Source organism: Enterococcus sp. AZ196 (assembly GCF_050498845.1).
GTDB lineage: Bacteria > Bacillota > Bacilli > Lactobacillales > Enterococcaceae > Enterococcus_A > Enterococcus_A murrayae.
The window spans coordinates 830,582-854,258 of record NZ_JBIPAM010000002.1; the positions used below are offsets into that span (position 1 = coordinate 830,582).

Consider the following 23,677-nt stretch of genomic DNA (forward strand, 5'->3'; position numbering starts at 1 on the left):
AAAACTGTATGAATCTTTTTGTTATTGATATCGGCGGTTCGTCAATCAAGTATGCCGAATGGGACGGAGACACGCTTGTAAATAAGAGAAGTCAGCCGACGCCAGCGAGCTGGGAGGGCATGAAGGCACAGTTTATGTCTGAAATAAACAAGTCCAGCCTAGACTTTTCAGGAGTAGCGATCAGTTCTCCTGGATCGGTGGATACAAAAGCGGGAATCATCTATGGCTTAAGCGCGATTGACTATATCCATCGATTTGAAATCAGGAAAGAACTAGAAGCACTTTTTGGGTTGCGCGTCGCTATTCAAAACGATGCCAATTGTGCCGCTCTAGCTGAAGTCTGGAAGGGCAATGCCTCGACCGTATCAAATAGTGCCTTTCTTATTATCGGCTCAGGGGTCGGAGGCGCGATTGTCCTAGATAGAAAATTATACGCCGGGCCGCATTTGTTCGGCGGGGAATTTGGCTATATGATATTAAACGAAAAGCGCCAAACGTTCAGCGAATTAACGAGTCCAGTCAACCTAGCTAAAAGCTATTCTCTTGAAAAAGGAACGGGTGAGGACTACGATGCGGTTCATTTATTTGATTCAGAGAATGAAGCGTTGGCAAAGAAATATGTGGACCAATTTTATGCCACTTTAGCGATCGGAGCTTACAACGTGCTGGTTAGTTTAGACGTGGATCGCCTGCTGATCGGCGGAGGAATATCAAGGCGGCCAGGTGTTGTTGAACGTCTTGATCAAGAAGTCAAGCAACTGCTAAGCGCCCAGAAAGCGCAGGATCTTACTGCGGAAATTATGAGCTGCCGCTTTTTGGATGAGGCGAATCTAATAGGTGCAGTCTATCAATTTGTGACAGAATTTGCCGAAAGCTAAAATGATAAGGTATTTTAGAAAAGAATGCTACTAAGACAAATGGTGAGGGCATCCCTTTGAGCCCACGATTTGACTGGTAATATATCTCAACCAGCAATTTAAGGGAGAAAAGACAGCAGGCTATCTATTTAAATCAAAATGAGTGTGATCAAAGACCTCGATAACGGGGGATTGATCAGCTCATTTTTTTTGATTAGGCGGCTGTAAAAAGATATAGCAATAATGATAGTGAAGAATAATTGTTAAATAATCATATTTTTACTTCTCGTGGAAATAAATGATTCGCGAAGAAAAGGAGGGCTGGATCAACTGACTAGCTGTTATTAAATGCGGTGTCTATATGGGTGTCATCATCATGTGATGAGTGTAACCAGTCAACTTTACCACCAATAGATAGTATTAAGAAAATTATTCTAAGTTATAAAAAAAGAGATTTTTGCACTTTTTTAAATACCTTTTTTGAACACTTTTTAAAAATCAGATTAACAAAGGATGATAGGTGCTGTATCGTAATATTTGTAGAATAACAGAGCATATTTTAAAAAATGATTTTATAGAAGGGTGTAAAAAAAATGATTAAATTATATAGTTCAGCAAGCTGCGCATCATGTAGAAAAGCGAAGGCTTGGTTAAAGGATCAAGGATTGGCATTTGAAGAACGAAATATTATGAATGAGCCTTTGACCAAAGAAGAGATCAAAGAAATTCTTTCAATGACTGAAACGGGAACAGAAGAGATCATTTCTACCCGATCAAAGGTATACGACAAATTAGCGTTGGATTTTGAAGAGTTATCCTTTAATGAGCTGGTCACTCTAATTGAAGAAAACCCCGGCTTGGTCAGACGTCCAATCATCTTGAGCAAAACCAAAATGCAGATCGGCTACAACGAAGAGGATATCCATCAGTTTATTCCGCGAGAAGTGCGTAAAGCAACATCAAAGAAATTGACCGAGGTTCTATTGTATATGGACTTGGAAAAACAAAATGTTGGATAAATAGCTAGAAAAAGCAGAAAGCACAAGCGACTATGCAGAACATCGGTTTCAGCTTTTAAGGCAGTACGTACTCCTTAAATGAATGAATCGCGGCTGGTCTTTTTCTACGAAGCGTTCTAGAAAAGGAAGGTTGGTGTTCGTGTCGGGAGGGGTTTATAATGACGATAGATTTTGAAAAAAGAGCAATTGAACGAATGCTGGAGGCAGGGATTAGTCTGGGGCATATCCAGTCGCAAAAAAGAAATTTTTTCCAGGATTCCCACGTGGAAAATTATTACAATAAAATAGAAAATAGTGAACATCCCTGCAAAAAGATTCCAATAAAAAAAATCATCGGGGTAAAAGCGGATTGGGCGGTCGAGGAGAAATCAGTCTATGATCTTTTCATGAAAGAGCTGCCCGAAGGAAGAGACGCCGGAAAGATCAATGAAAACTTAACCTCCTTGAAGAAAAATGGTCTGGCTTTTCAACAGGCGTTTTATTCCGATGATTTTAATCTTGAAGGCTCCTCTTTACTCAGGTTCAATTATTATAAAGAGGATGACTGCTATATCCTGCAAAATGATGGGGTCCACCGAGTGATCGCGGCCAAAATGTTCAATGCGCCGAGCATGTCAGGAATCGTCACCGACTATGAGCTGGATGAGGAGAAGAAGGAGCTGTATGAGGAATACGAATCCTTGAAGGAAATTTTGCGTTTAACGGATATCAAAGGCCTGACACTTGATTATTTCCAAGAAAAAATGAGTCGTAATAAAAAAGAATGAATCGTTGATACATACGAATGACGCCCCCGCCATTAAATGCAATGGCGGGGGCGTTGCGTTTTACATATATCCCTCAGCTTCTTTGCGCGTCAGCCAAAAATGAATCCCGCCGGTGGAATCCGCCCAGCGATTCGGATTGAAATTTTCGGCTGTTACATAGTCGCCAACCCGATAAACAAAATCGCTGTCGACATATGACACCGCCTCGTCGTAATCTTCATTCGTGTACATATCCTTAATACTCAATACTTTTGCCTTATCACAGCGGCAGCAGGTATTTGTTGCAGAAGTTCTGCGGGCGTCTGACGGGATCAATAATTGGACGATCCGATAGTCAAAGCACTTTTTATAGCCGATCAAGGGGCCTTCCGCCGGGCAATAAAGATCAAAATACTGTGTCTGATCGTCATGGATGATATCGGTCAAATCCGCGTGCTCCAGCATCGCAAAAAACAGGTTGGCACCAGAAATATCCGCTTCCCGCAAGCAGGAGCCTTGAAAATCAGTTCCCTTAAGCGAAGCATTCTGTAAGATCGCTCCCGAAAAATCACACTCACGGCATAGGCAATTGTCAAAATTTGCCCCAGTTAAATCAGCATTCGAAAAATCCACGTTCTCAAAGGTCATGTCGTGAAAATTAGCATTTTGCAGCTTGCGAAACGAGTAATCATGATTCTTTAATCCATTTGTCATTGTATCGCATCCTCTCTCAACGGTATTCTTATCTCTATTTTAGCATCACTAAGAAAGAGAAACTATGACAAATCGATCCAATAAAGCTGAACTTTTTTCCCGCTTCATGGGAAAACTCTTTGGTTAAAATCCCGCCATTTTTGATTATCGTGCTTGCAGAGGCACTATTTTCTTTATAGCAACCCAGCATAACTCTTTCCAACCCAAGGGTTTTACAATAATCCAAGCCCAAACGCAGAATCGCCGTCGCATAGCCCTTTTTCCGTTCAGTTGGTCGAACGCTAAAGCCGATGTGTCCACCAAATTCTCGCAGAAAATCATTCAAATAATGACGAATGTCGATCATTCCAATGATTTTTTGATCCCTTTGACGAACAGCCAGAAATGTCGTCGCTGCTACCCAATCAGAGCTTACCGTCGCAGAATCTGCTTGCTTGGCTAAATGAGCCAGCCAGGCGTCATAGCTCGCCATTTCTGTCAGTAGGGAAGAACCGTGCAAATCGTTTTCGCCATTAGAAAAATATTCCTCCTTATAGTCAAGGACGGCGGCTTCATGGAGCTTCTGGGGACGGATCAGTTTGATTTCTTCCATAAACAGGTTCCTTTCTTCTATTTAATTATTTGCTGATAGTGTAACACGATCCGAGCTTGACCTTCACCTTAAGTTGAATGTTAAGATGGAAAAAAAGGAGGGAGCTAGATGTGGACGATCAAAGAATTCGCCGAGAAGACTTTTGTGTCTCCGGTTGCCTTGCGTTATTATGATAAGACAGGGATTTTACCAACGAAGCGTTTAGAAAATGGCTATCGTTTTTATGATGAAGAGGACCTGCTGATCATGAAAAATCTCGTTGTATTGAAATATGCCGGCTTTTCATTGGAGGATATTAAAATACTGACATCATTATATAATGAACCAGAGGGACAAGCCTGCAATGATACTGCCAATGAGGTATTAAGATGGAATTTGACTGATATGAAAGATCGGATTGACATGCTGCAGCAAATCGTCGCAATCATTGAAGAGCTTACCCCCTTATTTGACAATCATGAGCTGTATAAAGTGAATCAATTAACACTTGAGCAACAGATCAATGAGCTATTTGACCAAATCAATCAACTAAATGCAAAGGCGGATAAATAAATGAAAAAGAAGGGGCGGACCTTGCTGATAATTGGGTTAATCGCACTAGTATTAGCAGGCGGATATGGTATTTATTATTACAATCGTTTTACGAATTACAAAAAAGCAGTCCAAGAAATCCAAATCAACGAGCCTGATCTGTCTACGATCAAAGATGGAAAATACATCGGACAGCACAATGTCGACTTCATTTTTGCCAAAGTAGAGGTAGAGATCAAGGACCATCAGTTTCGTTCAATAAAAATGCTTGCGCATACGAATGATCGTGGCGAGAATGCTGATGATATTCCAGCTCAAATTCTGGAAGAGCAAAAAATCGGTGTCGATGCAGTTTCTGGTGCGACTAACTCGAGCAAGGTGATTCAAAAAGCGGTTGAAAAAGCGTTGCAGGCGGATTAAAAAAAGCGTACCATCATGAAGCATCAATACAGCACAAATAAAAAGTGAAACGCCCTTATCACCATCATAATTGATGGTAATAGGGGCGTTTCACTTTCATTTTGTTAAGTATTTTTCTAAAAGACTTTAATCATCAATGTAAAAGCCTACTACGTTGTACCAGTGACGGTCATCGTAATCCATGCGGTAGCGATCCGGTGAAAATCCAGATAGTGCGTAGCCTAACATCATCAAGAGAACGCCGGCACCAATCAGGTAGGTAGCTAGTTTAGGGACTAAGTGTTTAGATTTCATACTTGGACCACCTTTCGTTGGAAAATGTTACGGCGAATCACGCGCATCAGGCTGCGGTGCATATTCATAAAGACCGCGCTGAATTTATAGGTCAACCACATGCATAATAGACCGAAGCCGAATAGGAACATACCAGCACCAAGCTGTGTCACGCCCATGAAGAACGAATCGAATAGAACAAATGGGCTAGTGAAGGCCGCTGCCACACCACCGATAATTGTACCGCCAGCTAAACAGGCGCCGGTGAAAGGAATACACCAAATAACGATATCAATACTTAAAAGCACTAGGAAGGCCGCTAATGCAAGGCTGCCCCATAAAGGAAACCCTAGAATCAACATTGTGATCCATAGCCAATTAAATCGCCGAGGAACCTTTACCTCTGTTGGGATACCCGCAGCTTCATAGGCCAATTGCTGAGGATCACCCAGCTTTTTGACGGCGGCTTTTTCGGAGTAGCCATCCTCCATCAGGTCTAAAATCATTTCATCATAATATTCAATCAAGCGATGGACTTCGCTAGGCCGAACTTCGTAAGCTAAATAATTGCTTAATTCCTTAATAAATTCCACTCGATTCATTCTTCAACACTCCCTTTAATATAATGGTGAACCGCTTCTACATCGTTCCATTCCTGCAAAAATTTCTGAATACTGGCAATTCCTAAATCTGTTAAGTGATAATACTTCCGCAAACGACCATTATGGATCTTGGAATAGGTAGAGACCTTTTTGTTTGTCTCCAGTCTTTTTAAGATTGGGTAAAGCGTCGATTCAGTAATTTCAAGATGGGGATGGATCTCTTTGACGATTTGATAGCCATAGGAATCGATCTCCACTAACGAGGCCAAAACACAATATTCAATCAAACCCTTTTTCAATTGACTGTCCATCAACAACACCTCTCTATACGTCATACTATACATTACATAGTATAGAGGGACTATAGGACTTAAGGCGTATTTTCAAAAAAATCAACGAATACTTAATAAAATCAAATGCATGCCTGCGCAAACTCCCGAAGAAACAATAATCAGCTTTGACCAGAAGCTGGTGAGCTGGTTTTTAGGATGATGCCGAAAAAGGAAGTGAAGGAATAGATGACCCACAAGAAAAAAATCTACGACATAAAAAATGACCGATTGCTTCAATAGCAGGAAAAAAAGCACAAGAGCATATAAAATAATATGCGGCAGTGTAAAGACCCAGTAAGCCGTTGAATCAGTCAATTCCGATAAGCCGATAAACATGCGCCATTCCTTATGCTCCACAGCGTCCATTTCATGAGTCAGCAGTAGTGCGAGCTCGATCGCAAACAGCACATTCAAAAAATTACTCATTTTTTCTCCTTTTCTTTGGAACGATTGTTACTATCAATTCTAGTGGAAGAAAGCGCCATTTAAAAGGGGATGATGGTAGAATAAAATGAAAAAGAAAATATTATTGAGGCATTAAAGGAGGATCTAGCCTATCTAGCAGTTTTAGCAGCAACAGGAAAAACAAGTGGATTGCCGTTTCACGTGATGCTGGCAAAAAAAGCGGGAGCTTCTCGCCAAGAAGTGATCAGTACGATCATGATTGGTTTGCCGGCAGTGGGGAATGAAGTGATCAATGCATTGCCCGCTGTGTTAGAAGCATATGATAAGCAGTAAAAAGAATAAAAGGTCAAAGGAGCATTTTACTTTCGAAAACGATAGTATATGCTCCTTTGACTTTCATTTTGTTAAGTTTTTTCCAAAAAGACTTTACTATTAGCAGGATTTTCCATGTTTGGCTTAAATGATAGTTGCTGCTGGGATAGTAAGCGAAAATTTAGAATTATCACGCAGGCAATCTTCACCGTCCGTTCACTAGACTCACTGTTTTTCGTTGAGAAATGCAGCGGCTGCTTTAGAGAGTAGGAGCTAATTGGTGCTCAAAAACTGATTGAGTTTTCGAAGTCTTTCTTATTACCGCGGATCAATTTCTTTTAATGCTTTTTCCGGTACCTGATCACGACGGACTTCCTCGTAGGTCTCTACGTGTGCACCTTTATTAGTAAGCTTTAAGTAGCGATCGGTTTTCAATTCAGAAATGCCGCTAAACTGGATCGTGCGTGTTTTGCCATCTTTATTGGCAGCCAGCTGTTGATAACTGGCGGTACCATAACTATTGACCGCCTGCGGTTTGGTTGTTTTTACATAAAGCTCACTTTTCGGAACTAACGGATTGAGCTGATCTAAGGTGCCAGCGACTTCACTAGATGAATTTTTTGAATAAAGAGCTGCTCCGAATAATAAAATAAGGATTCCCAGCATTACGCCAATAAGTTTTTTTATCATAGATCGATTGATCGTCCTTTCAAATTTGATACATTTAGCTTATCAAGCCTGAAGCCTTTAAAAATCGGGCGAGGGACCTATCTGAGACTAACAAAACTGTCACAATGCTAGCAGGATGTTGAAGTAATGCTGGAGAGTGGGTATACTTTATATAGGAAAGAAAGCGCTTCAAAAAAATTGGATGTCGAGTAGGTGCAATTGAGACTGTTGCTGATGGAACAACCTAGTATAGGAGGAAAAGATGAAGTTTTTTCTAGACACGGCGAATATTGAAGAGATCGAGCGGATCAATCGATTGGGCTTGGTAGACGGTGTAACAACGAATCCGACGATCATCGCCAAGGAAGGCAAGGATTTTGAGACAGTTATCAAAGAAATTTGTGGGCTGGTCCCTGGGCCAGTCAGCGCGGAGGTTACATCCTTAGATAGTGAAGGAATGATTCGCGAGGCAAGAGAGATCAGTCAATGGGCGAAGAATATCGTAGTCAAAATTCCCATGACAGAAGCAGGTCTTCAGGCGGTTCATACGATTTCAAAGGAAGGGATCAAGACCAATGTCACATTGATTTTCTCTGCAGCGCAGGGCTTGATGGCGGCTAAAGCCGGGGCAACGTATGTCAGCCCATTCTTAGGCAGGTTGGATGATATTGCTTCGGACGGTATTCAGCTGGTCAGTGATTTACGAGAAATCTTTGATATCTATGACTTTGATACAGAGATCATTGCGGCAAGTGTCCGCCATCTGGGACATGTAGAGGAGGCTGCTTTGGCAGGATCAGATATTGCGACTATACCGGGAAGCTTATTCCCCAAATTATGGAGTCATCCATTAACGACAAATGGAATTGCTCAATTTGAAGCCGATTGGCAAGCATTTCAGGATAAGCAAGAATAAAAAGATCAGTGAGCAAAGGTAATTTTTTGCTCACTGATCTTTTTTTATTTTTTACGATTTCGGCGAACCATAATAAAGGCGATAAGCGCTAGAATAATAACGCCAGCCACGGTCAACCAGGTTTTTCTTTCTTCACCGGTTTTTGGTAAAATACCTAAAATTTTATCATTTTTATTATCGTCAGCCGGTGCTTTGTTTTCAGCACTATTCGTCGATGAGACAGATTGCCCTGAAGTTGTTCCAGAATTTGTGTCATTCGTTGTCGTGCTTGGGGTTACTCCATTGCGAATATCATCATCATCAGCGTAACGACTGATCCAAGCAATGATTCCAGGGAAGAAGGAATTGCCTGTGCCGATCATTTCCTCTTGAATTGGAGAAATGTATTTCAATACGTTGATCAGCTCTTCGCGGCTCATCTTGCGAACTGCCATAAATGAACTATCGCTAGGGTAAAGAGCATTCAGGTAGGCTTGCAAACTGTCGATGTCATCGATCATTTCTATGGCATTGCTGTAGCTATTAGGATCAAAATTCAAAATATTTTCGATCTTATCCCAAGAGAGTGTTTTGTCTTTGTACAAGGCCTGCAAAATGCGAGCATAACCACCGATATCAAAGCCCCAAACATCTCTGCCCATTCGATCAGTAAGCTTCATTGCATCGATTAATTGTTGATCGGTATAACTGTCTATTTCTTTTTCAGACATGATAGAGCTTAAATCGTTTTCCTTCAAAATTTTGCGAATTTCTACAGGATCAATTTCATTTGTTACAGCTTCATCTGTTTGCTTTACGCCAGTTTCTTTTTCAATCTTTTTAATGGTTTTTTCTTTCGCTTTCTCAATATCCTTTACCTCTACATTCTTTACTTCGCTTGAGGAGGTAGTGGTGGCACTTGCCTCTTCACTTGTTGTGGTGGTGCTGGATTCTTCTGTAGCCGTACTGTCACTTTGGTTCTCCGATGTTGTATCTGTGGTCGTCTGTTCTGTAGCGGCAGTTGAATCTTCCGATTTATTTATAGCCTCGGTTTCAGCATTCGCATTCAGGGGGAATAAAAACAATAGCGCACATGTTAACAAAATTTTTTTCATCAAAAATCACTCCTTAATCATTTCGTAACATTATTGTAACATAAGAAATGTATCTGTAAAGTGAAATGTGAAATATTTTTCAAAATTATTTTGCAGGGCGATAACCAGCCCTTTTTGCTTCCTCGATAGTTTTGAACCAAGCTCTTGGATTTGTCGTATTGTTGTAATATTTGCTGCCTGGTAAATGATAGACCCCGCTTTTTGACCCTTTGATTAGTCCCTTCCCCTCACTATCGACATATTCCTTTTCAGAGGGGGTCGTTGAGGAGGCAGAAGTGGAGGCGCTAGTTCCAATTGTACTGGTGCCGTCTGCATAATTCAGAGTCACGCCATCCTGCACGTTAAAAATGTAAACATTGAAGTGGACATCATCGCTTCCGATTGATTGAGCCATCATATGAACCCCTCGTGCCAACAATTCGTCACCGCGAAAAACGGGGATGACAGAATAACGAACATAATTCTTATTACTTTTTTCTAGGTAATATTTAATATCCATTTCAAAACGCAGCATCTCAGGACTGTTCAATTGGCGAGTACCGGTGATCAAATTTTTCCAGTTGGCGTTTTGTCCGGTTAATTGGAAGCCAATCAAATGAGAACGATTAAACAGATATTGCCCGTTGACTTTTTTATTGTGCCAGCCAGTGGGAGTGACGCTTGAGATTTCCCCGCGTTTTTCCGTCGGCATCAATTTTTTGTTCAATAGGGCTTCAGCAGCTGTCGCTCGATTCAGGTGATCTAAGTCGCCGAATTCTTCCCATGGTCCCTTTGCGGTACTGAGGTCCTCTTTGGAAAAGGTCGGGTCATTTTGGTTGATCTCGATCGTTTGAGTGCCCTCATATTCAAGCTTGGCTAAATCTTGCTGCGCTGAAACGACGGATTTTTGAGTTTGACTCGTTGCTGCGGGTGCTGATGTTGGTGCTTGGATCTGATCTTTTACGCTATAAACAGCGAAACTAGCTGCCGCAACAAGCATTGCAGCAACTAGTTTAGTTTTCTTTGACAATGTTTTTTCCTCAATTCTACTTTATCTGGCAAAGCTTAGTAGGCATGTGCCGGCACTTCTAGTTACTCTGGGGCGCCAATAATCTTGATGTACTCATCAGGATTCATGATTTCAAAATGCTTCGCAACGAGCTGGTTCCGTTTGTTGCGGCGACCTTCGATGTGGATCATATATTTATTTTCCGGCAAGCGAAAAACATAGCCGGAAAGATAGCGGTCCTTAATCAAGACTTCGGTTTTTTCTTCCCCATCACTCATAATCAATAATGACATCATGATCGGTTTTTCCTGCAGTAAAATGGTTTTCTCTAATAATCCGCGATATTCTTCCAAAAAATCACTTCCTTCTATAAAAAATCTATAGCTTGATTTTAGCATTTTTACCTCATAACTCAAAGAAACGTGAACAGTTCTCCTTTTTTACAAAGAAGGGCTGACACAGGGTGTTCAAAAATGGCGAACCAAGCGACAATCTAAAATGTTTTTTTTAACAAATCAGTCAAGCGTAAATTTTTGTCTAAAACTGCACCGGTGTGTGCAAAACAAGACAGAGAAATGACTGGTTTCCTATGCTAAATTTAAAATGAAAAATAACTATATTTGAAAGGAGGTGGAACATTTATAGTGAAAAAGGTAATAAGCATTCTGACCATCTTCTTTATTTTAAGTACGTTGCTGCAGCCACTTGTCGGAAATGCTTTTGATGGTGATGACGCTGCTTCTACTCTTACTAGCTCAGAGGACGAGCAAGCAGAATCAGAGGATGAAACTCAGAGTATTGAAGAATCAAGTGAAGAAGTTGTACCTTTCGATGAAAACGAAAACGTCACAACCTTAGATGAGGTTTACTATCCCTGGGAAAATGATGACAGACTCCGAATAACTCTTGATAGCGGAAATGCTGCTTATGTCACTCATAATGCAGCAAGAGTGGCACTTGAATCAAATGGTTTAGGTGGAATTGAAACACATTTTGAGATTAGAAAATTAGTATCACTAGATGACTGGAGACCAGTTGCTAGTTTTGTTCTTACCGGTAGTTCAACAAGTTCTAGTAGAGCTATAAGGTGGGTGACCGGCCTTGAGCCGGGAACGACCTATCAAGTTAGATGGTACTTTTATCACATCAATCCAAATTTTCGAAGAGTCGGGCACATGACAACGTTTACGACTGCTGGAAGGCCTGCAATGCAAGCACCTGTTGTTACTGATACTACGATCAATTCAGCTACTTTTACCCAATCAGTAGCAGTCAATGCGAATGATAGTAAGTATTTGCCGACTAAGTTGGATTTGTATTTAACCAACAAGTCAACAGGAGTGGTACAAACACTTAGCTATCCTATGAGTCAGGTAACTTTAGGCTATTCTAACCAGAACGAGATTAATTCACTTCGTTTTACGATCAATTCACTAGCAGAAAACACAGAATATAGCCTGCAAACGGTTCTTTGGACGGGGACTGGTCGAGAAGTTGGGAGCGGTGATGTCACACTACCCCAGACGATCGATTCAAATAGGTCGAATTCGGTGACATTCAGAACGGGTCTGGACGAGTTGGCGATCACCACGGAATCGATCGAGCTGCCTTTAGGAAGTCATTCAGCAACGATCGATGCCAAAAGGATGATCAAAGAGGTCAAACTGCAAGGAAACGTCATCAACAGCAATCAATATTCGGCTGAGCTGATCAATTCAATTGAAACGCTGAACCCAGGATCAAGAAGAGCGGAGATCAAAGTTGATTATGGGGTTTATTCTAGTGTCGTGTCAGTTCCTGTTACTATCGTTTGGGGCTCCAGTATTCGTGTTTTGGGAAGCTGGTCAGCAAGTACGGATATGCGAACAATCGGTGCCTATACTTGGCATCCAAATGAGGGGATTACTTACGTTCCGGGACAGATTGCCAGTAGTTTAACGACTAATTCATTGCCGCAGGCCGGGAACAATACGGCTGCAAAACTAGGAAATCAAGACATCACAATTGGTACCACAGCCAGCAACTTTGAATTCGAAATCAAAGGAAATGAGACACCTAATACCGCCCTCGATAATTTCAAAGCGAAAACAAATCAACAAGGAATGCGAACCGCCTCCGTAGGTGATGTAGTGGAATCATGGCATATCTACCAAAATAATGAAGCATCAGATAACAATATTCTGACCAATCGACAATGGAATGTGTTGATGGAAAATGAAGAAATCGTTGATCATGCGGGTGGAAAAAACAGTGTCTACTACGAGATAACTTCAACGGGATTTCGTCCACTGGTTGTTAATCAATCAACAGGAATTGCCGGAACGATCACTCGCCATACGACGAACAATGAGTTAGAACAGCAAATAGCAGATTACTTGAATTTACCTTCAGGTGTTGCCCCAGTAAGCTTTGTCGATTATCCAGATCGAAGTCAGCTGGGAGAAACGACTGGGACAATTCGCGTTTCAGAAACACTGAATTCTGGAAAAAGGCTGTTCTATGATATAACGGTAGATTTTACTGTTACAACAAGAGATAACTCGTTAGCTGTCGAAGCAAACCTGCAACAGGTTCAACTAGGTACAACGATGGAAATGATCGATGTCCGTACGCTGATTAGCCGAGTCACTTTCGACGGAATAGGATTGAACGCTGACGAATATAGTCTTGAACTGCGGGGAGAGATTGATACATCATTTCCTGGAAGCAACCGTCAATTACCTGTACGAATTACTTATGGGACTTACACTACGGAAATTACTGTACCGATCGAAGTGATCTGGGGAAATAGTCTTAGAATCTCAGGCTCATGGAGCAATTCAAACGATTTTCGTACAGTTGCCGCTTATACCTGGCATCCCAATTATGGGATTACGTATGTACCAGGACAAGGTGCCAGCAGTTTGACTTCCTTCGCGCTGACCCAAGTGGGAGCAACCATCTTTTCGCGCTTGAATATTTTTTCAGGAGCAGGCGACATTACGATTGGAAAGAGTACTCGAAAGGATAGCTTCGAGCTTGCTGGAGGAGAAACTCCTAGTACTTTCGTCGAAAAATTTCGTACTCAAACCAATGGAAGTAATAGGTTTGAAGCTTCTATAGGAGATGTAGTGGAATCATGGCACCTTTATAAGAGTGGACAGGATACAGGCAATAGTATTACCTCCGGCAGAGAATGGAACATTCAAATGGTGGATGAATCGATGACCGATCAAACAGGCGGGTTGAACAGTGTCTATTACGAACTGACTGAAAGTGGTTATCGTCCACTAGTTGTTAATCAAACGACTGGGATCGAAGCTCAGATTACTAGACATATGACAGATAGCGAATTGGATGCTTGCGTTAGCGACTACTTGGATCTGCCAAACGGGGTTGCGATAGTAGGGTTTGAAGAATATCCAGATCGAAGCTCCCTTGGTGAGACGCAAGGAAAAATAAAGGTGGAAGAGCAGCTGCTTTCCGGAAAGAAAATTCAATATGAAGTTGAGGTAGATTTTTCTGTGGTTGCCTCTGATGAGGATTGGATTGAAGTGACTATCCCGTTGGAGATGATGTTTTATGGGACGTCCAATATTGAGTCAGGCATCCAGTCGATTGCCTCACCAGAATATAGCTTTACCAATCATTCTACTGTTCCGGTCAAGCTGAGCATCGACAGTATTCAAAACGAAACCAATATCAATCGACTGCTGCTGCTGCATCTCCACGGGGAACCAATCATTTACGATATCGACATTATCGTGGCAGGAAGAGTGATCAATAATACGGCTTTCGATATTTTGATGCTGGGTGTTGATGAGACTGAAAGAATCGGATTTACAGGAGATGCTTTCTTTTTCCGTGAAGAAATCAATCCTTATTTTGAAATTGTCTTTAAGGTAACTAGTTGATGGAAATATTCGGATCAGGTAGTCGGAAGCAATCTCAAAAAAGTTAAAAGGGGAGAGCCGCTATGGAAGTAAAGAAGCCAAAATGGTGGAGAAATAAGAGGAATCGCTGGTTGCTCATCCTTGGATTGCTTTTATGTCTAATAGCAGGAGGATACATTTACTTTATTCAGCGAACGCCTGAGGTTGTGAGCAGTGATTTACTTCCTGCGATGGAAAAAAATCGAGACCGCTCTGTCAAAGACGTCGCGCAGGAGGTTGCCGACGCGAATTATTTTACGCTAAGCATTAATCCCAATGCTCATTTTTCAAATGGTGAGAGCGAGGGAACATTGCAGATTATCAATCCAGAAAGCAACAGTCACCCGATTACGGTAAGAGTTGTTTTGGATGAGACAAATGAGGAAGTTTTTATGTCAAAGGCGATTCATCCAGGACAGGAAATTATGCAGGCTAAATTATCTAAAAATTTGCCGCAAGGGGTTTATGCAGCGACAGCCACAGTAACGATTTACGATCCTGAAACAGAAGAAAAACAAGGGGCAACAAAAGCCGCTTTAACGATAACAATCGATAATTAATAGCTATTAATTATAAATAAGCATATAAGAAGGAGAAATAGATGAAAAAGCATGTACGTTTAGCCACAAGTATCATCGCATTAACAGCACTCTTAGCAACAGGAGCTTCTGCTTCCGCCGCTACACAAACGATCGATGGAAGAGAAGGTGAGGATAGCGCTGTAGTTCCCGTGAATGGAATTATTGGTGAATTTGATAATACAACGCCAGGTCCTGATCCAGAAGATACCAGTAAATGGATCAATGTTACATTACCAACAACGGCATTGTTTTACAGCGAAGATGGAAATGTAAGTAACTTAGTGGCTCCCAACTATACGATTACTAATAATTCGGCCCGAAAAGTAGACGTTATAGTCGAAGATGTGGAGAATCTGCAAGCAACTTCTGTAATCGATTCGTTGAGTATCAACACAATCGAGTTGATCGACAGCGGAGTAAAAAGCACAAGCTTAACAGGTACGGACAGCTTATTTGAACTAGACGATAATAGTAATGCAGCAGCAGCGAGCGACAGCTTCACATTTACCGGCTCTGCTTCTGGCGCCTTGACCTTATCGGATGAAGTTAATCCCAGCTTTGATTTGATTCTCAAATTTATTCCAATTATTTCCTAGTTAAAAGAATCTTTGGCTTTGAATGATGAGTAGGAGGGACACAGATCATTTTTAATCAAATGAAGTACCTGTTCTTATGGGCAGCAATGATAGGAATGATGGCTGTGATACTGCCCATTCCTGCAGAAGCAAACAATCGAATAGCCGATTCTGCCAAGATACAGGTGAAGGGAAATATCGGCAGCACTCCTCAGGCTTCGGGGGAGAATGAGTGGGAAGAGCTTGTCGTCAAAATTCCCCAAACAATCGAGCAGCGCGAACCAAACAATCAGCAGCTCCCCAAATTAGGACATCAGCAGATTAGGCTGTTGACTATTTTAGGCATTCTTTTTCTCGTGTTAGCGATGATCTTGACTAGTCAAGATCGTGTCTCAATAAAAGCTAGCCCGTTTAAAAGAGAGTAAGCATACAGCGATAAACGTAGATGAGGTGCTCAAATGAGACGTTATCTACGTTTTTGCTTATGATTTTGATAAAAAATAAAACCCTGCCATTAAGTTATTTATATGAAGTTAAACTGAGAAAATAAAAGCAGATGATGGTAAAATTTAATTATAAATTATCTTTATAATCAAAACATTATCTTATAAGCGTGTTTTTATTTTTTCGGATATTGAAATGAGCTGACCATGGTTTTCACTGAAAGGTGGGGAAGATATGGAATCTTTGACAGCAAAAATAATAACCAATTTGCTAAGTAAAAGATGTCTTGGAATTTTAAATTTATTGGAAGGCAAAGAGGAAATCCAAACAAGAGAGATTGCGGAAAGCTTAAATTCTAGCAAGAGAACTATTTTGGCGGATTTGAATGAACTGAGGGACTATTTTGGCTCAGCGATTACCATCAGCGGGTCAAACCGGGGGATCAAATTGACTGTTAATGATTACACTATCTACCATGAAAAGAAGAAAAAATATGTTCAGCAGGAGCCTCTAGTACAAATTATCGCTGGAATTTATTCAGGAGAATATCTATCCATTTCAGAATGGGCAGAAAAAGTAAATTTTTCAGAATCTACGGTACTGAGGCTGCTGAAGAAGCTTGATAGGATTATCCAGAATTATCGTTTAGGTGTGATTCGTTCGCCGGTAAAGTTTAGCGGCAGAGAACTGGATATAAGAAAATTCTTTTGGGATCTATATTATGAATCCACGTTTATTGAGATAAACGAAGTGGAGGGCTGCCATCAAGCAGCACTGACGCAGCTTATCTTAGCGGATGACCGGTTTGTTTCAATCAAGCGTGTTAGAAGTATCTTGAATCTATCCTTCAAAAGGATCGGAATGGGAGAAATAGAATTTTTACCTAAAATTGTTGAGAATGTGAAGGTTGACCGGTTAATTGCGCCGCTCTTTTTGGAAATCAGAAAAATTACTTACTTGAAGAAGTACTCTGATGCGGTCATTTATCGCGAAGTTGTCTTTATTTTTCTAATGCTTTATTCTCACTGGAACCAGCGCAAGTTGACTGGTATTCGGCTGTTAGAATTCTCCTCTACAAGCAAAGATTTTAGCCGGAGCTTGGTAAAGTTTCTTTTAGACGGTCGCACAAAGGAGGACAGAGGCAAAGTTGAATTAGCTGTCCAGGATTTTCTATCGCGTCAATATACGAAAATCTGTTTAGGTGAGACCTATCTAAAAAATACAGAAGACAATAATCGCTTTGCTAAATCCTTGAATCCGAGACTTCATAATGAATTATGTACCTATTTGATCAATCATACGGCTCTGCCGTCTCATTTTCAAAACACCTTTATTTCAGATTTTTCTTCATCCTTTTTATTGTATTTGTTTGCGAATCAATTCATTTTCACCCCAATCAATGTCCTCATTTTATTAGAGAATGATTCTATCATCGATGAACCAACAAAGATTATTTTCGAGAAATTCTTTAGTACACAAGCAACTATCCTATACGAAGAAGAGATCGGCATCAGTGACATTAAAAAAGATCAATACAGCAAAATCATAACCAATATTATCCCTTTTGAGCATGAGGTTACAGATAATGCAGAGGTCATCCATTTTTCAAAAAGTTTTAGTGTAGAAGACATCATTAGATTAGTGAGCTCTCTACAGGATAAGCAAAAAATCGGGTAATATATTTCAAAAAATCGTGAGATATACGGGAGATGTTAGATGAACTTACTAGGCGTACTAAATCATAATTATTCTGATACTGATCAGATCAGCAGCTACTTGGATGCATTTTCAGCAGAGCATTACGAAAAGGAAGACATTTCAGCCGAGCAGCTGGAGACTCATGAGCTAGCGCATGATGCGATTATCATTTTTTCAGGAAAAGGCGGGAAAAATAGTCGCGAGGTGTATTTATTGATCATTCAGCTTCGTCAACTGACAGATGCAATCATCATGGTTTTTCAAGAGCAGAAGGAAGCCATTGATAAAGTGATGAACCTGCAGTTAGGGGCAGATATAAATACGGACCCCAGCTTTACGATTAAGGAGGTCCATTTGCTTTTGGAGAATTTAGTAAAAAGAAAGAAAAAGGTGGATCAGCTAAGAGAAAGCATTCGAAAAGAAATGGAACAGGTTTCTAAAGTAACCCCGCCTTTTATTTCTGAATCATTCAATGATGGGAGTATGAGTGTGCGGCTGGCGAATAGAGATATCTACTTTACCAGCAAAGAATATATGTTGATTCGGCTGCTGCAGGAAAACTGTAATCAAGTGTGTACTTATCAAGAAATTTATGAATTCGTTTGGAATCGTCCCTATGAAAATCAAAAAATTTATATTACGAATGTGGTTTTTAGAATTCGAGAGAAGTTTCGCCACAATGGATTGAACTTAGAAAAGTATATTTATAATATTCGTGGTGTAGGCTATAGATTTCATTGTGAAGAACGATCCTCTGAGAATTGATGGAGGTGATAGAGTATTTTCATCCTTAAAACATAGCTATAGGTATCAAGAACAGTTCCTTTCAATTTTTTTGAAGGGAACTGTTCTTTTTCATGACTTCTGGAATCGCTTATACTGATTTTAGGAGGAATTATTATGGATAATCGATTATCGAATTTATACACTTTGCTGGCAAAGCAGGGAAAACCTATTGAAATTAGTCAAATGGCCAGACGGTTTCAAGTGAGTACACGAACAATCTATAACGATATCAATAAGCTAAATGAACTATTAGAGACAATTTCTTCAGAAAAAATCACGATTGAGAAGGCACAAGTTTGCTATCGCGCATCCGTTCCAGTGGACATGGAAAAATTGCTGCTTAAAAACAACGCGTTTGTCAGCGGGGATAAGACGATGCGACAAACACGTATTTTAGAATCTATTCTGCTGTCACCAGATTTCTTTAACTCAGAAAATTTGCTGCAGCAAACACTCATTTCAAAAAATACCTTAGTTAGTGATCTGCAGCAGATAAGAAAGAAATTAACCCAAAGCGGCATTTGTTTAGAATCGGTTCCTTTTCGCGGTTATCGAGTTATTGGGGAGGAGGGAGATATTCGTAATCTATTGGCGGCGACAATTGAGAAAGATCCGCTGTTGTTTGAAATCGAAGCTTATGAAAAAGAGCAGCAGCTTTTAACAAAGATTGAGGCATTTATTGATACCGTATGCAACAAGATCGGGATTCAATTAAGTGATGAGTCCTTTCAAAAGGTAATCGTCCATTTTTGGATCGCAAAAAAACGAATCGAACTAGGCAAAAGCTTCCCTATGAGTGTTGAAAAGGAGCTTTTGAATAAGGAAGAGCAAACGTTATGTGATTACCAAAAGGAGCTGGCGGTATTGTTTGAGCATCCCGTTGGAACGATGGAATGTTTTTACTTGGCAAACAAGTTATCGGAAGCTTCTGTGACTAAATATCAGGAACTGCGTTCAGATAAATGGCTTACCTTCAACTTGATGGTTGAAACATTTATTAATGCTGTAAATCAAGAATATTCAACGGTGGATTTCAGCGGAGATCAAAAATTATACGAAGGATTGATCAACCATTTGCGCCCCGCTTACAAACGTGCATTGGCAAAAGAAACATTAGAAAATCCAATGTATGAGTATGTACTGGGTCATCATGACAAGCTTCATCGGCTCGTCTGCAGACACATTCCATTGATCGAAAAGGCCTTGGAGATTCGTTTTACTGATCACGAAAGGAGCTTCTTTACTCTTTTCTTCGCGGCATCGCTGGAAAGAGAAAAATTCTATGTTCCTCATAAGACGAAAATCATTATTATTTGTCCTGCAGGAATCAGTACATCAGAAATCTTAAAAAACAAGATAAGGAATCTTTTCAATGTGGACATTGTTGGGACATTTGGCGCTCGAGAAGGGGTTCGATGGCTAGAAGGGCATACCGTTGATTTAGTTGTTTCAACCGTTCCGTTAAAGCTAAACGGTGTTCCTTTTGTTCAAGTGAATCCTTATTTATCAGATGAAGATATCCGCATGATTACTGAGTTTATCAAACCGATCTTTCATGAGGTCAGTATCGATCATTTGATCGGAATCGTAAAAAAATACACGAGTTTGACGCCTCAGCAGGTTCATAGCTTATCAAAGGAGTTTATGGAGTATCTCAATCTAAAAGCTGCTGGAAAATTAAAAAAGGAGTATCAGCCTATGCTTAAAGAACTATTGACAGAAGAGTTAATCGCGCTTCAATACCACGCGAAAGATCGTGACGAGGCCGTAAGAAAAAGTGGTGAACTGCTGGTGAAAAGCGGTTTAGCCTCAGAAAACTATATCGAAGGCATGATTAAAAATGTCGAGGTAAATGGCACATACATTGTGATCGCACCTGGGATCGCCATGCCTCACGCACGTCCGGAAGAAGGAGCGTTGGCTGTTGGGTTTAGCATCGTGACCTTGAAAGAGCCGGTGGTGTTTGGTCATCCTAAGAACGATCCTGTCACTATCGTTATCGGGTTATGTGCAGTGGATCACCAAACGCATTTGAAGGCCTTAGCCGAATTAGTGGAAATTCTTTCTCATGAGGAAAATGTCGGAAGCTTTTTAGCAGCGACAGAGCCCAAAGAAATTCTGGCGATGATTAAAGGAGGAGAGGAATCATGTTAAAAATTGTGACCGTTTGTGGAGCAGGTGTTGGGAGCAGTATGATGATGCGGCTGTTTACACAGCAGATCTTGGACGATGAGAAAATTGAAGCGGTTGTTGATGCCGCAGACATCGGTTCCGTCGATCCAAATGGCTATGATATTTTGATCACTACTTCGGATTTTGCGGATACGCTTCGAGATTCAACGGCTCAAATCGTTCGAATCGATAATATGATGGACAAGGACTATTTGAAAGAGCAGCTGCTAAAGACGATAAATGAGTTAGGAGGATAAGAGATGTCGGTCTTCTTATATATAGTAAACAATGTACTGAGTCAGGCGGTGTTTATCATTGGTATGGTCGTGATTGTTGGCATGGTGGCGCAAAAGAAGAGCTGGGATCAAGTCCTTCCTAGCGCGATCAAAACGATGATCGGTTTTACAATGATCAATGTGGGTGGTCAGACTTTAGGGGGCGCCTTGCTGCCTCTGCAGCAAATGATTTCTAAAATTTTCAATATGCAGTCTTTTTCTGCCAATATCGGTGCAGCACAGGCTGAGAGCTTGGCTGAAATAGGAACAGAAATGGCACTGATTTTTGCATTTGGTTTTTTATTTAATTTGCTTCTGGCTCGCTTTACTCGTTTTAAATATGTTCATTTATCTGCCCATGTTTCTTTTTTCTTTGCGGGATTGATTGCGGCTTTGCTGAAATTTAACACGAATTTGTCCTTTGTTGCAATCATTATTGTAGGGTCGCTGCTTTTAGGGTCATACATGACGTTTACTTGTGCGTACGTTGCTGTTTGTATAAAAGGTGTCAAAGGAGGAGAGGGCTTTACCTTAGCACATTCAAGCTCCTTTGGTTTACTGGTTGCGACCTTATTAGCCAAAGCTTTTGGCAACAAGGAGCATGATCTGGAGCAGCTGGAAATTCCTAAGAAGCTGAACTTCTTAAGAGAAATGACGATCGCCTTGACGCTGGTCATGACTGTTTTATTCCTCTTTGTAAGTATTCTTGCGAGTCCTGGCTGGACGATGAAAGAAATTACCGGCGGACAAGATATCATCGTGTTTTCATTATTAAGAGGGATTGAATTCGGAATGTGGATCACGGTGATCATCACAGGTGTACGGATGATGCTTTCGGAGATCATTCCAGCCTTTCACGGAATCGCAAATAAAATCATTCCCAACTCAAAACCGGGCCTGGATATTCCTTTACTATTCCCGAACTATCCAACCTCAGTGATTGTCGGCTTTCTTTGCAGCTTAGTTGCCGGTTTGACAGGAATGCTGCTTTTAGGAGCACTCAATTATCCAGTTGTTGTATTTCCGGCCTTGATTCCGACCTTCTTTACGGGGGCGGCAACAGCGATATTCGGAAATGCTCATGGCGGCCGCAGAGGGGCTGTTTTAGGCTCGTTGGCAAATGGCTTCATTTTGATTTTTGGTCAGGCCTTTTTACTTCCAATGGTAGGAAGCTATGCACCGATTATGCGCATCCTGAGTGAGACGGATTACACTGTTTATGGACCGATCCTTGGCTGGCTGTTGCAACTATTCGGAGGTGCTTAATGAAAAATTTAGTGTTGTATTTGACGATCAACTATCCCACCAGAGCTGTCTTTTTTGAAATGCTGGATGTGGTGGCAGCTTTTGGAATAGGGTATGTCGAGATCGGGATTCCTGTTGAAGAGCCTCATTTAGATGGCGCAGTGGTCAGACAGACGCAAGAAAAAATATTTCCAGATTTGACTAAAGCAGAAATTGTTTCGGTTTTAGCCGAAATTCGCAGCCGCTATTCGTTTAACGTTATCTTGATGACGTACCAATCAGGAGTTGACAGTTTTCAATTGGATCAGCTTTCTCAGGAATTGTATGATGCTATTTTATGTGTGGATCAAACCTTTGATGGGAAGTTTGCCGGAAAGCTTGTCCATACCTTTACAACAGCAATGGGGGAAAAAGAGGTTGAGGCGCAGTTAGCTCAAAGCTCCCAATTTATTTATCTGGTGTCTGGAAAAGGAAAGACGGGAGAGTTCACTCAGCTGCCAACGGATTATCTGAAGCTGCTGCCGTATGTTAAGCGCAGATCAGAGCTGCCTACCTTTGTTGGCTTTGGTGTGAAGACGCCAGACGATGTAGCTGAGATTCTCGCTAATGGAGCAGACGGTGCGATTATCGGTTCGGAATTTATTAAACAATTTAATGAAGGCGGAATTACAGGGATCAAGGAATATTTATCAGAGCTCCAGCCTATTTTTCAGAACGGCTTGGCTTCGAAATAGCGCACACTGCCTATCAAAAGTTTGATAGAATAGAAAGAAAAAAGCAGGTGAGCAAATGGCAATGTGGAATCCGTGGCGAGGCTGTCGACGCGTCAGTGAAGGATGCAGATATTGTTTCATCCATGAAGGCGACAAAAAGAAGTCGATTGATACGAGCAAAATCGAAAAGTCCGCTCAATTTGATGCGCCGATCAAGAAAACTAAGAACGGCTACAAAATGAAGGGCGGGCAAACGGTGTATGTTTGTTTTTCTAGTGATTTTTTGATTGAAGAGGCGGACCCATGGCGGGCTGAGTGCTGGGAAATGATCAAAGAGCGCAGTGATCTGCAGTTCATTTTTTTAACAAAACGGATCGAGCGCTTACCATTAGTTGTGCCTGATGATTGGGGCGAAGGGTATGAGAATGTTACTATTGGTGTTTCAGTGGAAAATCAGGTGAGAGCAGATCAACGCTTGTGTCTATTACAAGAGCTGCCGATTAAGCATAAAAATATTATTTGCCAGCCGTTGATCGAAGAAGTGAGCATCGCCGATTATTTAGAGGATATAGAATTAGTGATGGCCGGCGGTGAATACCATAAAAATGCCCGACCGTTGAACTATGAGTGGATCTTGAAAATCCGAGAAGAAGCAATAGCACGCGAGATTCCTTTTGAATTTCGTCAATGCGGGACCCATTTTATTAAAAACGGCCGAGAATATCAGTTGAATTATCGTCAGCTGTTCTCGCAGGCGAAAAAAGCAGAGATCAATTGGCAGCCAAATAAATAAAGAAGCGGCGGAAT

The 23,677-nt window shown here is 41.0% G+C and carries 28 protein-coding genes; 18 read left to right on the forward strand and 10 right to left on the reverse strand.

What is annotated here, in order from left to right:
• Nucleotides 1–8 precede the first annotated feature (8 nt).
• From IGI67_RS21625 to IGI67_RS21635, 3 genes are all read left to right on the forward strand, one after another.
• A complete protein-coding gene (locus IGI67_RS21625; protein WP_429959231.1) occupies nucleotides 9–878 on the forward strand; it encodes an ROK family protein in 870 nt (289 codons plus the stop codon).
• 572 nt (nucleotides 879–1,450) lie between these two features.
• Nucleotides 1,451–1,876 carry a transcriptional regulator Spx gene (gene spx, locus IGI67_RS21630; protein ID WP_207108730.1) on the forward strand — a complete coding sequence of 142 codons (426 nt, stop codon included), beginning with the start codon at nucleotides 1,451–1,453 and terminating at the stop codon, nucleotides 1,874–1,876.
• Nucleotides 1,877–2,034: 158 nt separating this feature from the next.
• Nucleotides 2,035–2,643 (forward strand): hypothetical protein, encoded by a 609-nt coding sequence (locus IGI67_RS21635; protein WP_429959232.1) that lies wholly within the window; start codon nucleotides 2,035–2,037, stop codon nucleotides 2,641–2,643.
• A gap of 60 nt (nucleotides 2,644–2,703) precedes the next feature.
• Here IGI67_RS21635 and IGI67_RS21640 read toward each other — a convergent pair whose 3' ends face one another.
• Both IGI67_RS21640 and IGI67_RS21645 read right to left on the reverse strand, forming a co-directional pair.
• Complete coding sequence (locus IGI67_RS21640) at nucleotides 2,704–3,336, reverse strand: pentapeptide repeat-containing protein (protein ID WP_429959233.1); 633 nt, start codon at nucleotides 3,334–3,336, stop codon at nucleotides 2,704–2,706.
• A gap of 34 nt (nucleotides 3,337–3,370) precedes the next feature.
• On the reverse strand, nucleotides 3,371–3,928 hold the full coding sequence (locus IGI67_RS21645; RefSeq protein WP_429959234.1) for a GNAT family N-acetyltransferase: 558 nt from the start codon (nucleotides 3,926–3,928) through the stop codon (nucleotides 3,371–3,373).
• A 108-nt stretch (nucleotides 3,929–4,036) separates the two neighbouring features.
• Here IGI67_RS21645 and IGI67_RS21650 point away from each other — a divergent pair, with 108 nt between their 5' ends.
• Entirely contained in the window at nucleotides 4,037–4,480 is a 444-nt protein-coding gene (locus IGI67_RS21650; RefSeq protein WP_429959235.1) for a MerR family transcriptional regulator, read from the forward strand.
• Nucleotides 4,481–4,879 (forward strand): FMN-binding protein, encoded by a 399-nt coding sequence (locus IGI67_RS21655; RefSeq protein WP_429959236.1) that lies wholly within the window; start codon nucleotides 4,481–4,483, stop codon nucleotides 4,877–4,879. It abuts the gene before it with no gap.
• A 126-nt stretch (nucleotides 4,880–5,005) separates the two neighbouring features.
• On the opposite strand, the gene IGI67_RS21660 is transcribed toward IGI67_RS21655, so the two are convergent.
• From IGI67_RS21660 to IGI67_RS21675, 4 genes are all read right to left on the reverse strand, one after another.
• Nucleotides 5,006–5,173, reverse strand: coding sequence for a hypothetical protein (locus tag IGI67_RS21660; RefSeq protein WP_207108736.1), 168 nt, complete (start codon nucleotides 5,171–5,173; stop codon nucleotides 5,006–5,008).
• A complete protein-coding gene (locus tag IGI67_RS21665; RefSeq protein WP_429959237.1) occupies nucleotides 5,170–5,754 on the reverse strand; it encodes a DUF1700 domain-containing protein in 585 nt (194 codons plus the stop codon). Before IGI67_RS21665 ends, IGI67_RS21660 begins: the two co-directional genes overlap by 4 nt.
• Nucleotides 5,751–6,065 carry a PadR family transcriptional regulator gene (locus tag IGI67_RS21670; protein ID WP_207108738.1) on the reverse strand — a complete coding sequence of 105 codons (315 nt, stop codon included), beginning with the start codon at nucleotides 6,063–6,065 and terminating at the stop codon, nucleotides 5,751–5,753. The genes IGI67_RS21665 and IGI67_RS21670 overlap by 4 nt, the downstream gene beginning before the upstream one ends.
• A gap of 81 nt (nucleotides 6,066–6,146) precedes the next feature.
• On the reverse strand, nucleotides 6,147–6,512 hold the full coding sequence (locus IGI67_RS21675) for a DUF6713 family protein (RefSeq protein ID WP_429959238.1): 366 nt from the start codon (nucleotides 6,510–6,512) through the stop codon (nucleotides 6,147–6,149).
• A 102-nt stretch (nucleotides 6,513–6,614) separates the two neighbouring features.
• Between IGI67_RS21675 and IGI67_RS21680 the strand changes: the two genes are divergently transcribed.
• Entirely contained in the window at nucleotides 6,615–6,824 is a 210-nt protein-coding gene (locus tag IGI67_RS21680; RefSeq protein ID WP_429959819.1) for a carboxymuconolactone decarboxylase family protein, read from the forward strand.
• Nucleotides 6,825–7,121: 297 nt separating this feature from the next.
• On the opposite strand, the gene IGI67_RS21685 is transcribed toward IGI67_RS21680, so the two are convergent.
• The gene (locus tag IGI67_RS21685; protein WP_207108744.1) at nucleotides 7,122–7,493 is read right to left on the reverse strand and encodes a YxeA family protein; all 372 of its coding nucleotides are present in this window, start codon (nucleotides 7,491–7,493) and stop codon (nucleotides 7,122–7,124) included.
• Nucleotides 7,494–7,734: 241 nt separating this feature from the next.
• Here IGI67_RS21685 and fsa point away from each other — a divergent pair, with 241 nt between their 5' ends.
• Nucleotides 7,735–8,388, forward strand: a complete 654-nt coding sequence (fsa, locus tag IGI67_RS21690) for a fructose-6-phosphate aldolase (protein ID WP_429959239.1) — start codon at nucleotides 7,735–7,737, stop codon at nucleotides 8,386–8,388.
• Nucleotides 8,389–8,432: 44 nt separating this feature from the next.
• Here the strand turns inward: fsa and IGI67_RS21695 are convergent, their stop codons facing one another.
• The 3 genes from IGI67_RS21695 to IGI67_RS21705 form a co-directional block, all read right to left on the reverse strand.
• The gene (locus tag IGI67_RS21695; protein ID WP_429959240.1) at nucleotides 8,433–9,482 is read right to left on the reverse strand and encodes an LPXTG cell wall anchor domain-containing protein; all 1,050 of its coding nucleotides are present in this window, start codon (nucleotides 9,480–9,482) and stop codon (nucleotides 8,433–8,435) included.
• Between the two features lie 85 nt (nucleotides 9,483–9,567).
• Nucleotides 9,568–10,491, reverse strand: coding sequence for a DNA/RNA non-specific endonuclease (locus IGI67_RS21700; protein ID WP_429959241.1), 924 nt, complete (start codon nucleotides 10,489–10,491; stop codon nucleotides 9,568–9,570).
• Between the two features lie 62 nt (nucleotides 10,492–10,553).
• A complete protein-coding gene (locus IGI67_RS21705; RefSeq protein WP_429959242.1) occupies nucleotides 10,554–10,823 on the reverse strand; it encodes a hypothetical protein in 270 nt (89 codons plus the stop codon).
• A gap of 291 nt (nucleotides 10,824–11,114) precedes the next feature.
• On the opposite strand from IGI67_RS21705, the gene IGI67_RS21710 reads away from it, so the two are divergent.
• From IGI67_RS21710 to IGI67_RS21760, 11 genes are all read left to right on the forward strand, one after another.
• Complete coding sequence (locus IGI67_RS21710) at nucleotides 11,115–14,363, forward strand: hypothetical protein (protein WP_429959243.1); 3,249 nt, start codon at nucleotides 11,115–11,117, stop codon at nucleotides 14,361–14,363.
• A 62-nt stretch (nucleotides 14,364–14,425) separates the two neighbouring features.
• Entirely contained in the window at nucleotides 14,426–14,941 is a 516-nt protein-coding gene (locus IGI67_RS21715; RefSeq protein WP_429959244.1) for a hypothetical protein, read from the forward strand.
• Between the two features lie 41 nt (nucleotides 14,942–14,982).
• Nucleotides 14,983–15,558 carry a hypothetical protein gene (locus IGI67_RS21720; RefSeq protein ID WP_429959245.1) on the forward strand — a complete coding sequence of 192 codons (576 nt, stop codon included), beginning with the start codon at nucleotides 14,983–14,985 and terminating at the stop codon, nucleotides 15,556–15,558.
• Nucleotides 15,559–15,653: 95 nt separating this feature from the next.
• Nucleotides 15,654–15,962, forward strand: coding sequence for a hypothetical protein (locus tag IGI67_RS21725; RefSeq protein WP_429959246.1), 309 nt, complete (start codon nucleotides 15,654–15,656; stop codon nucleotides 15,960–15,962).
• A gap of 253 nt (nucleotides 15,963–16,215) precedes the next feature.
• Nucleotides 16,216–17,658 (forward strand): helix-turn-helix domain-containing protein, encoded by a 1,443-nt coding sequence (locus IGI67_RS21730; RefSeq protein ID WP_429959247.1) that lies wholly within the window; start codon nucleotides 16,216–16,218, stop codon nucleotides 17,656–17,658.
• Between the two features lie 39 nt (nucleotides 17,659–17,697).
• The gene (locus tag IGI67_RS21735) at nucleotides 17,698–18,444 is read left to right on the forward strand and encodes a winged helix-turn-helix domain-containing protein (RefSeq protein WP_429959248.1); all 747 of its coding nucleotides are present in this window, start codon (nucleotides 17,698–17,700) and stop codon (nucleotides 18,442–18,444) included.
• Nucleotides 18,445–18,579: 135 nt separating this feature from the next.
• Nucleotides 18,580–20,619: a BglG family transcription antiterminator gene (locus IGI67_RS21740; RefSeq protein WP_429959249.1), complete on the forward strand. Its 2,040-nt coding sequence runs from the start codon at nucleotides 18,580–18,582 to the stop codon at nucleotides 20,617–20,619.
• Complete coding sequence (locus IGI67_RS21745) at nucleotides 20,613–20,894, forward strand: PTS sugar transporter subunit IIB (protein ID WP_207108755.1); 282 nt, start codon at nucleotides 20,613–20,615, stop codon at nucleotides 20,892–20,894. Before IGI67_RS21740 ends, IGI67_RS21745 begins: the two co-directional genes overlap by 7 nt.
• A gap of 3 nt (nucleotides 20,895–20,897) precedes the next feature.
• A complete protein-coding gene (locus IGI67_RS21750; RefSeq protein WP_429959250.1) occupies nucleotides 20,898–22,178 on the forward strand; it encodes a PTS ascorbate transporter subunit IIC in 1,281 nt (426 codons plus the stop codon).
• Nucleotides 22,178–22,891, forward strand: a complete 714-nt coding sequence (locus IGI67_RS21755) for a tryptophan synthase subunit alpha (RefSeq protein WP_429959251.1) — start codon at nucleotides 22,178–22,180, stop codon at nucleotides 22,889–22,891. The genes IGI67_RS21750 and IGI67_RS21755 overlap by 1 nt, the downstream gene beginning before the upstream one ends.
• 55 nt (nucleotides 22,892–22,946) lie before the next feature.
• A complete protein-coding gene (locus IGI67_RS21760) occupies nucleotides 22,947–23,663 on the forward strand; it encodes a DUF5131 family protein (protein WP_429959252.1) in 717 nt (238 codons plus the stop codon).
• Nucleotides 23,664–23,677 lie beyond the last annotated feature (14 nt).

What these genes read in the sequence shown, in the direction of transcription:
- IGI67_RS21695 (WP_429959240.1), bottom strand. Translation starts at nt 9,482, where the DNA reads ATGAAAAAAATTTTGTTAACATGTGCGCTATTGTTTTTATTCCCCCTG.
- IGI67_RS21720 (WP_429959245.1), top strand. Translation starts at nt 14,983, where the DNA reads ATGAAAAAGCATGTACGTTTAGCCACAAGTATCATCGCATTAACAGCA.
- IGI67_RS21645 (WP_429959234.1), bottom strand. Translation starts at nt 3,928, where the DNA reads ATGGAAGAAATCAAACTGATCCGTCCCCAGAAGCTCCATGAAGCCGCC.
- IGI67_RS21635 (WP_429959232.1), top strand. Translation starts at nt 2,035, where the DNA reads ATGACGATAGATTTTGAAAAAAGAGCAATTGAACGAATGCTGGAGGCA.
- IGI67_RS21670 (WP_207108738.1), bottom strand. Translation starts at nt 6,065, where the DNA reads ATGGACAGTCAATTGAAAAAGGGTTTGATTGAATATTGTGTTTTGGCC.
- IGI67_RS21755 (WP_429959251.1), top strand. Translation starts at nt 22,178, where the DNA reads ATGAAAAATTTAGTGTTGTATTTGACGATCAACTATCCCACCAGAGCT.
- spx (WP_207108730.1), top strand. Translation starts at nt 1,451, where the DNA reads ATGATTAAATTATATAGTTCAGCAAGCTGCGCATCATGTAGAAAAGCG.
- IGI67_RS21640 (WP_429959233.1), bottom strand. Translation starts at nt 3,336, where the DNA reads ATGACAAATGGATTAAAGAATCATGATTACTCGTTTCGCAAGCTGCAA.
- IGI67_RS21760 (WP_429959252.1), top strand. Translation starts at nt 22,947, where the DNA reads ATGGCAATGTGGAATCCGTGGCGAGGCTGTCGACGCGTCAGTGAAGGA.
- IGI67_RS21740 (WP_429959249.1), top strand. Translation starts at nt 18,580, where the DNA reads ATGGATAATCGATTATCGAATTTATACACTTTGCTGGCAAAGCAGGGA.
- IGI67_RS21730 (WP_429959247.1), top strand. Translation starts at nt 16,216, where the DNA reads ATGGAATCTTTGACAGCAAAAATAATAACCAATTTGCTAAGTAAAAGA.
- IGI67_RS21660 (WP_207108736.1), bottom strand. Translation starts at nt 5,173, where the DNA reads ATGAAATCTAAACACTTAGTCCCTAAACTAGCTACCTACCTGATTGGT.
- IGI67_RS21725 (WP_429959246.1), top strand. Translation starts at nt 15,654, where the DNA reads ATGATGGCTGTGATACTGCCCATTCCTGCAGAAGCAAACAATCGAATA.
- IGI67_RS21655 (WP_429959236.1), top strand. Translation starts at nt 4,481, where the DNA reads ATGAAAAAGAAGGGGCGGACCTTGCTGATAATTGGGTTAATCGCACTA.
- IGI67_RS21745 (WP_207108755.1), top strand. Translation starts at nt 20,613, where the DNA reads ATGTTAAAAATTGTGACCGTTTGTGGAGCAGGTGTTGGGAGCAGTATG.
- fsa (WP_429959239.1), top strand. Translation starts at nt 7,735, where the DNA reads ATGAAGTTTTTTCTAGACACGGCGAATATTGAAGAGATCGAGCGGATC.
- IGI67_RS21685 (WP_207108744.1), bottom strand. Translation starts at nt 7,493, where the DNA reads ATGATAAAAAAACTTATTGGCGTAATGCTGGGAATCCTTATTTTATTA.
- IGI67_RS21735 (WP_429959248.1), top strand. Translation starts at nt 17,698, where the DNA reads ATGAACTTACTAGGCGTACTAAATCATAATTATTCTGATACTGATCAG.
- IGI67_RS21715 (WP_429959244.1), top strand. Translation starts at nt 14,426, where the DNA reads ATGGAAGTAAAGAAGCCAAAATGGTGGAGAAATAAGAGGAATCGCTGG.
- IGI67_RS21750 (WP_429959250.1), top strand. Translation starts at nt 20,898, where the DNA reads ATGTCGGTCTTCTTATATATAGTAAACAATGTACTGAGTCAGGCGGTG.
- IGI67_RS21665 (WP_429959237.1), bottom strand. Translation starts at nt 5,754, where the DNA reads ATGAATCGAGTGGAATTTATTAAGGAATTAAGCAATTATTTAGCTTAC.
- IGI67_RS21650 (WP_429959235.1), top strand. Translation starts at nt 4,037, where the DNA reads ATGTGGACGATCAAAGAATTCGCCGAGAAGACTTTTGTGTCTCCGGTT.
- IGI67_RS21625 (WP_429959231.1), top strand. Translation starts at nt 9, where the DNA reads ATGAATCTTTTTGTTATTGATATCGGCGGTTCGTCAATCAAGTATGCC.
- IGI67_RS21675 (WP_429959238.1), bottom strand. Translation starts at nt 6,512, where the DNA reads ATGAGTAATTTTTTGAATGTGCTGTTTGCGATCGAGCTCGCACTACTG.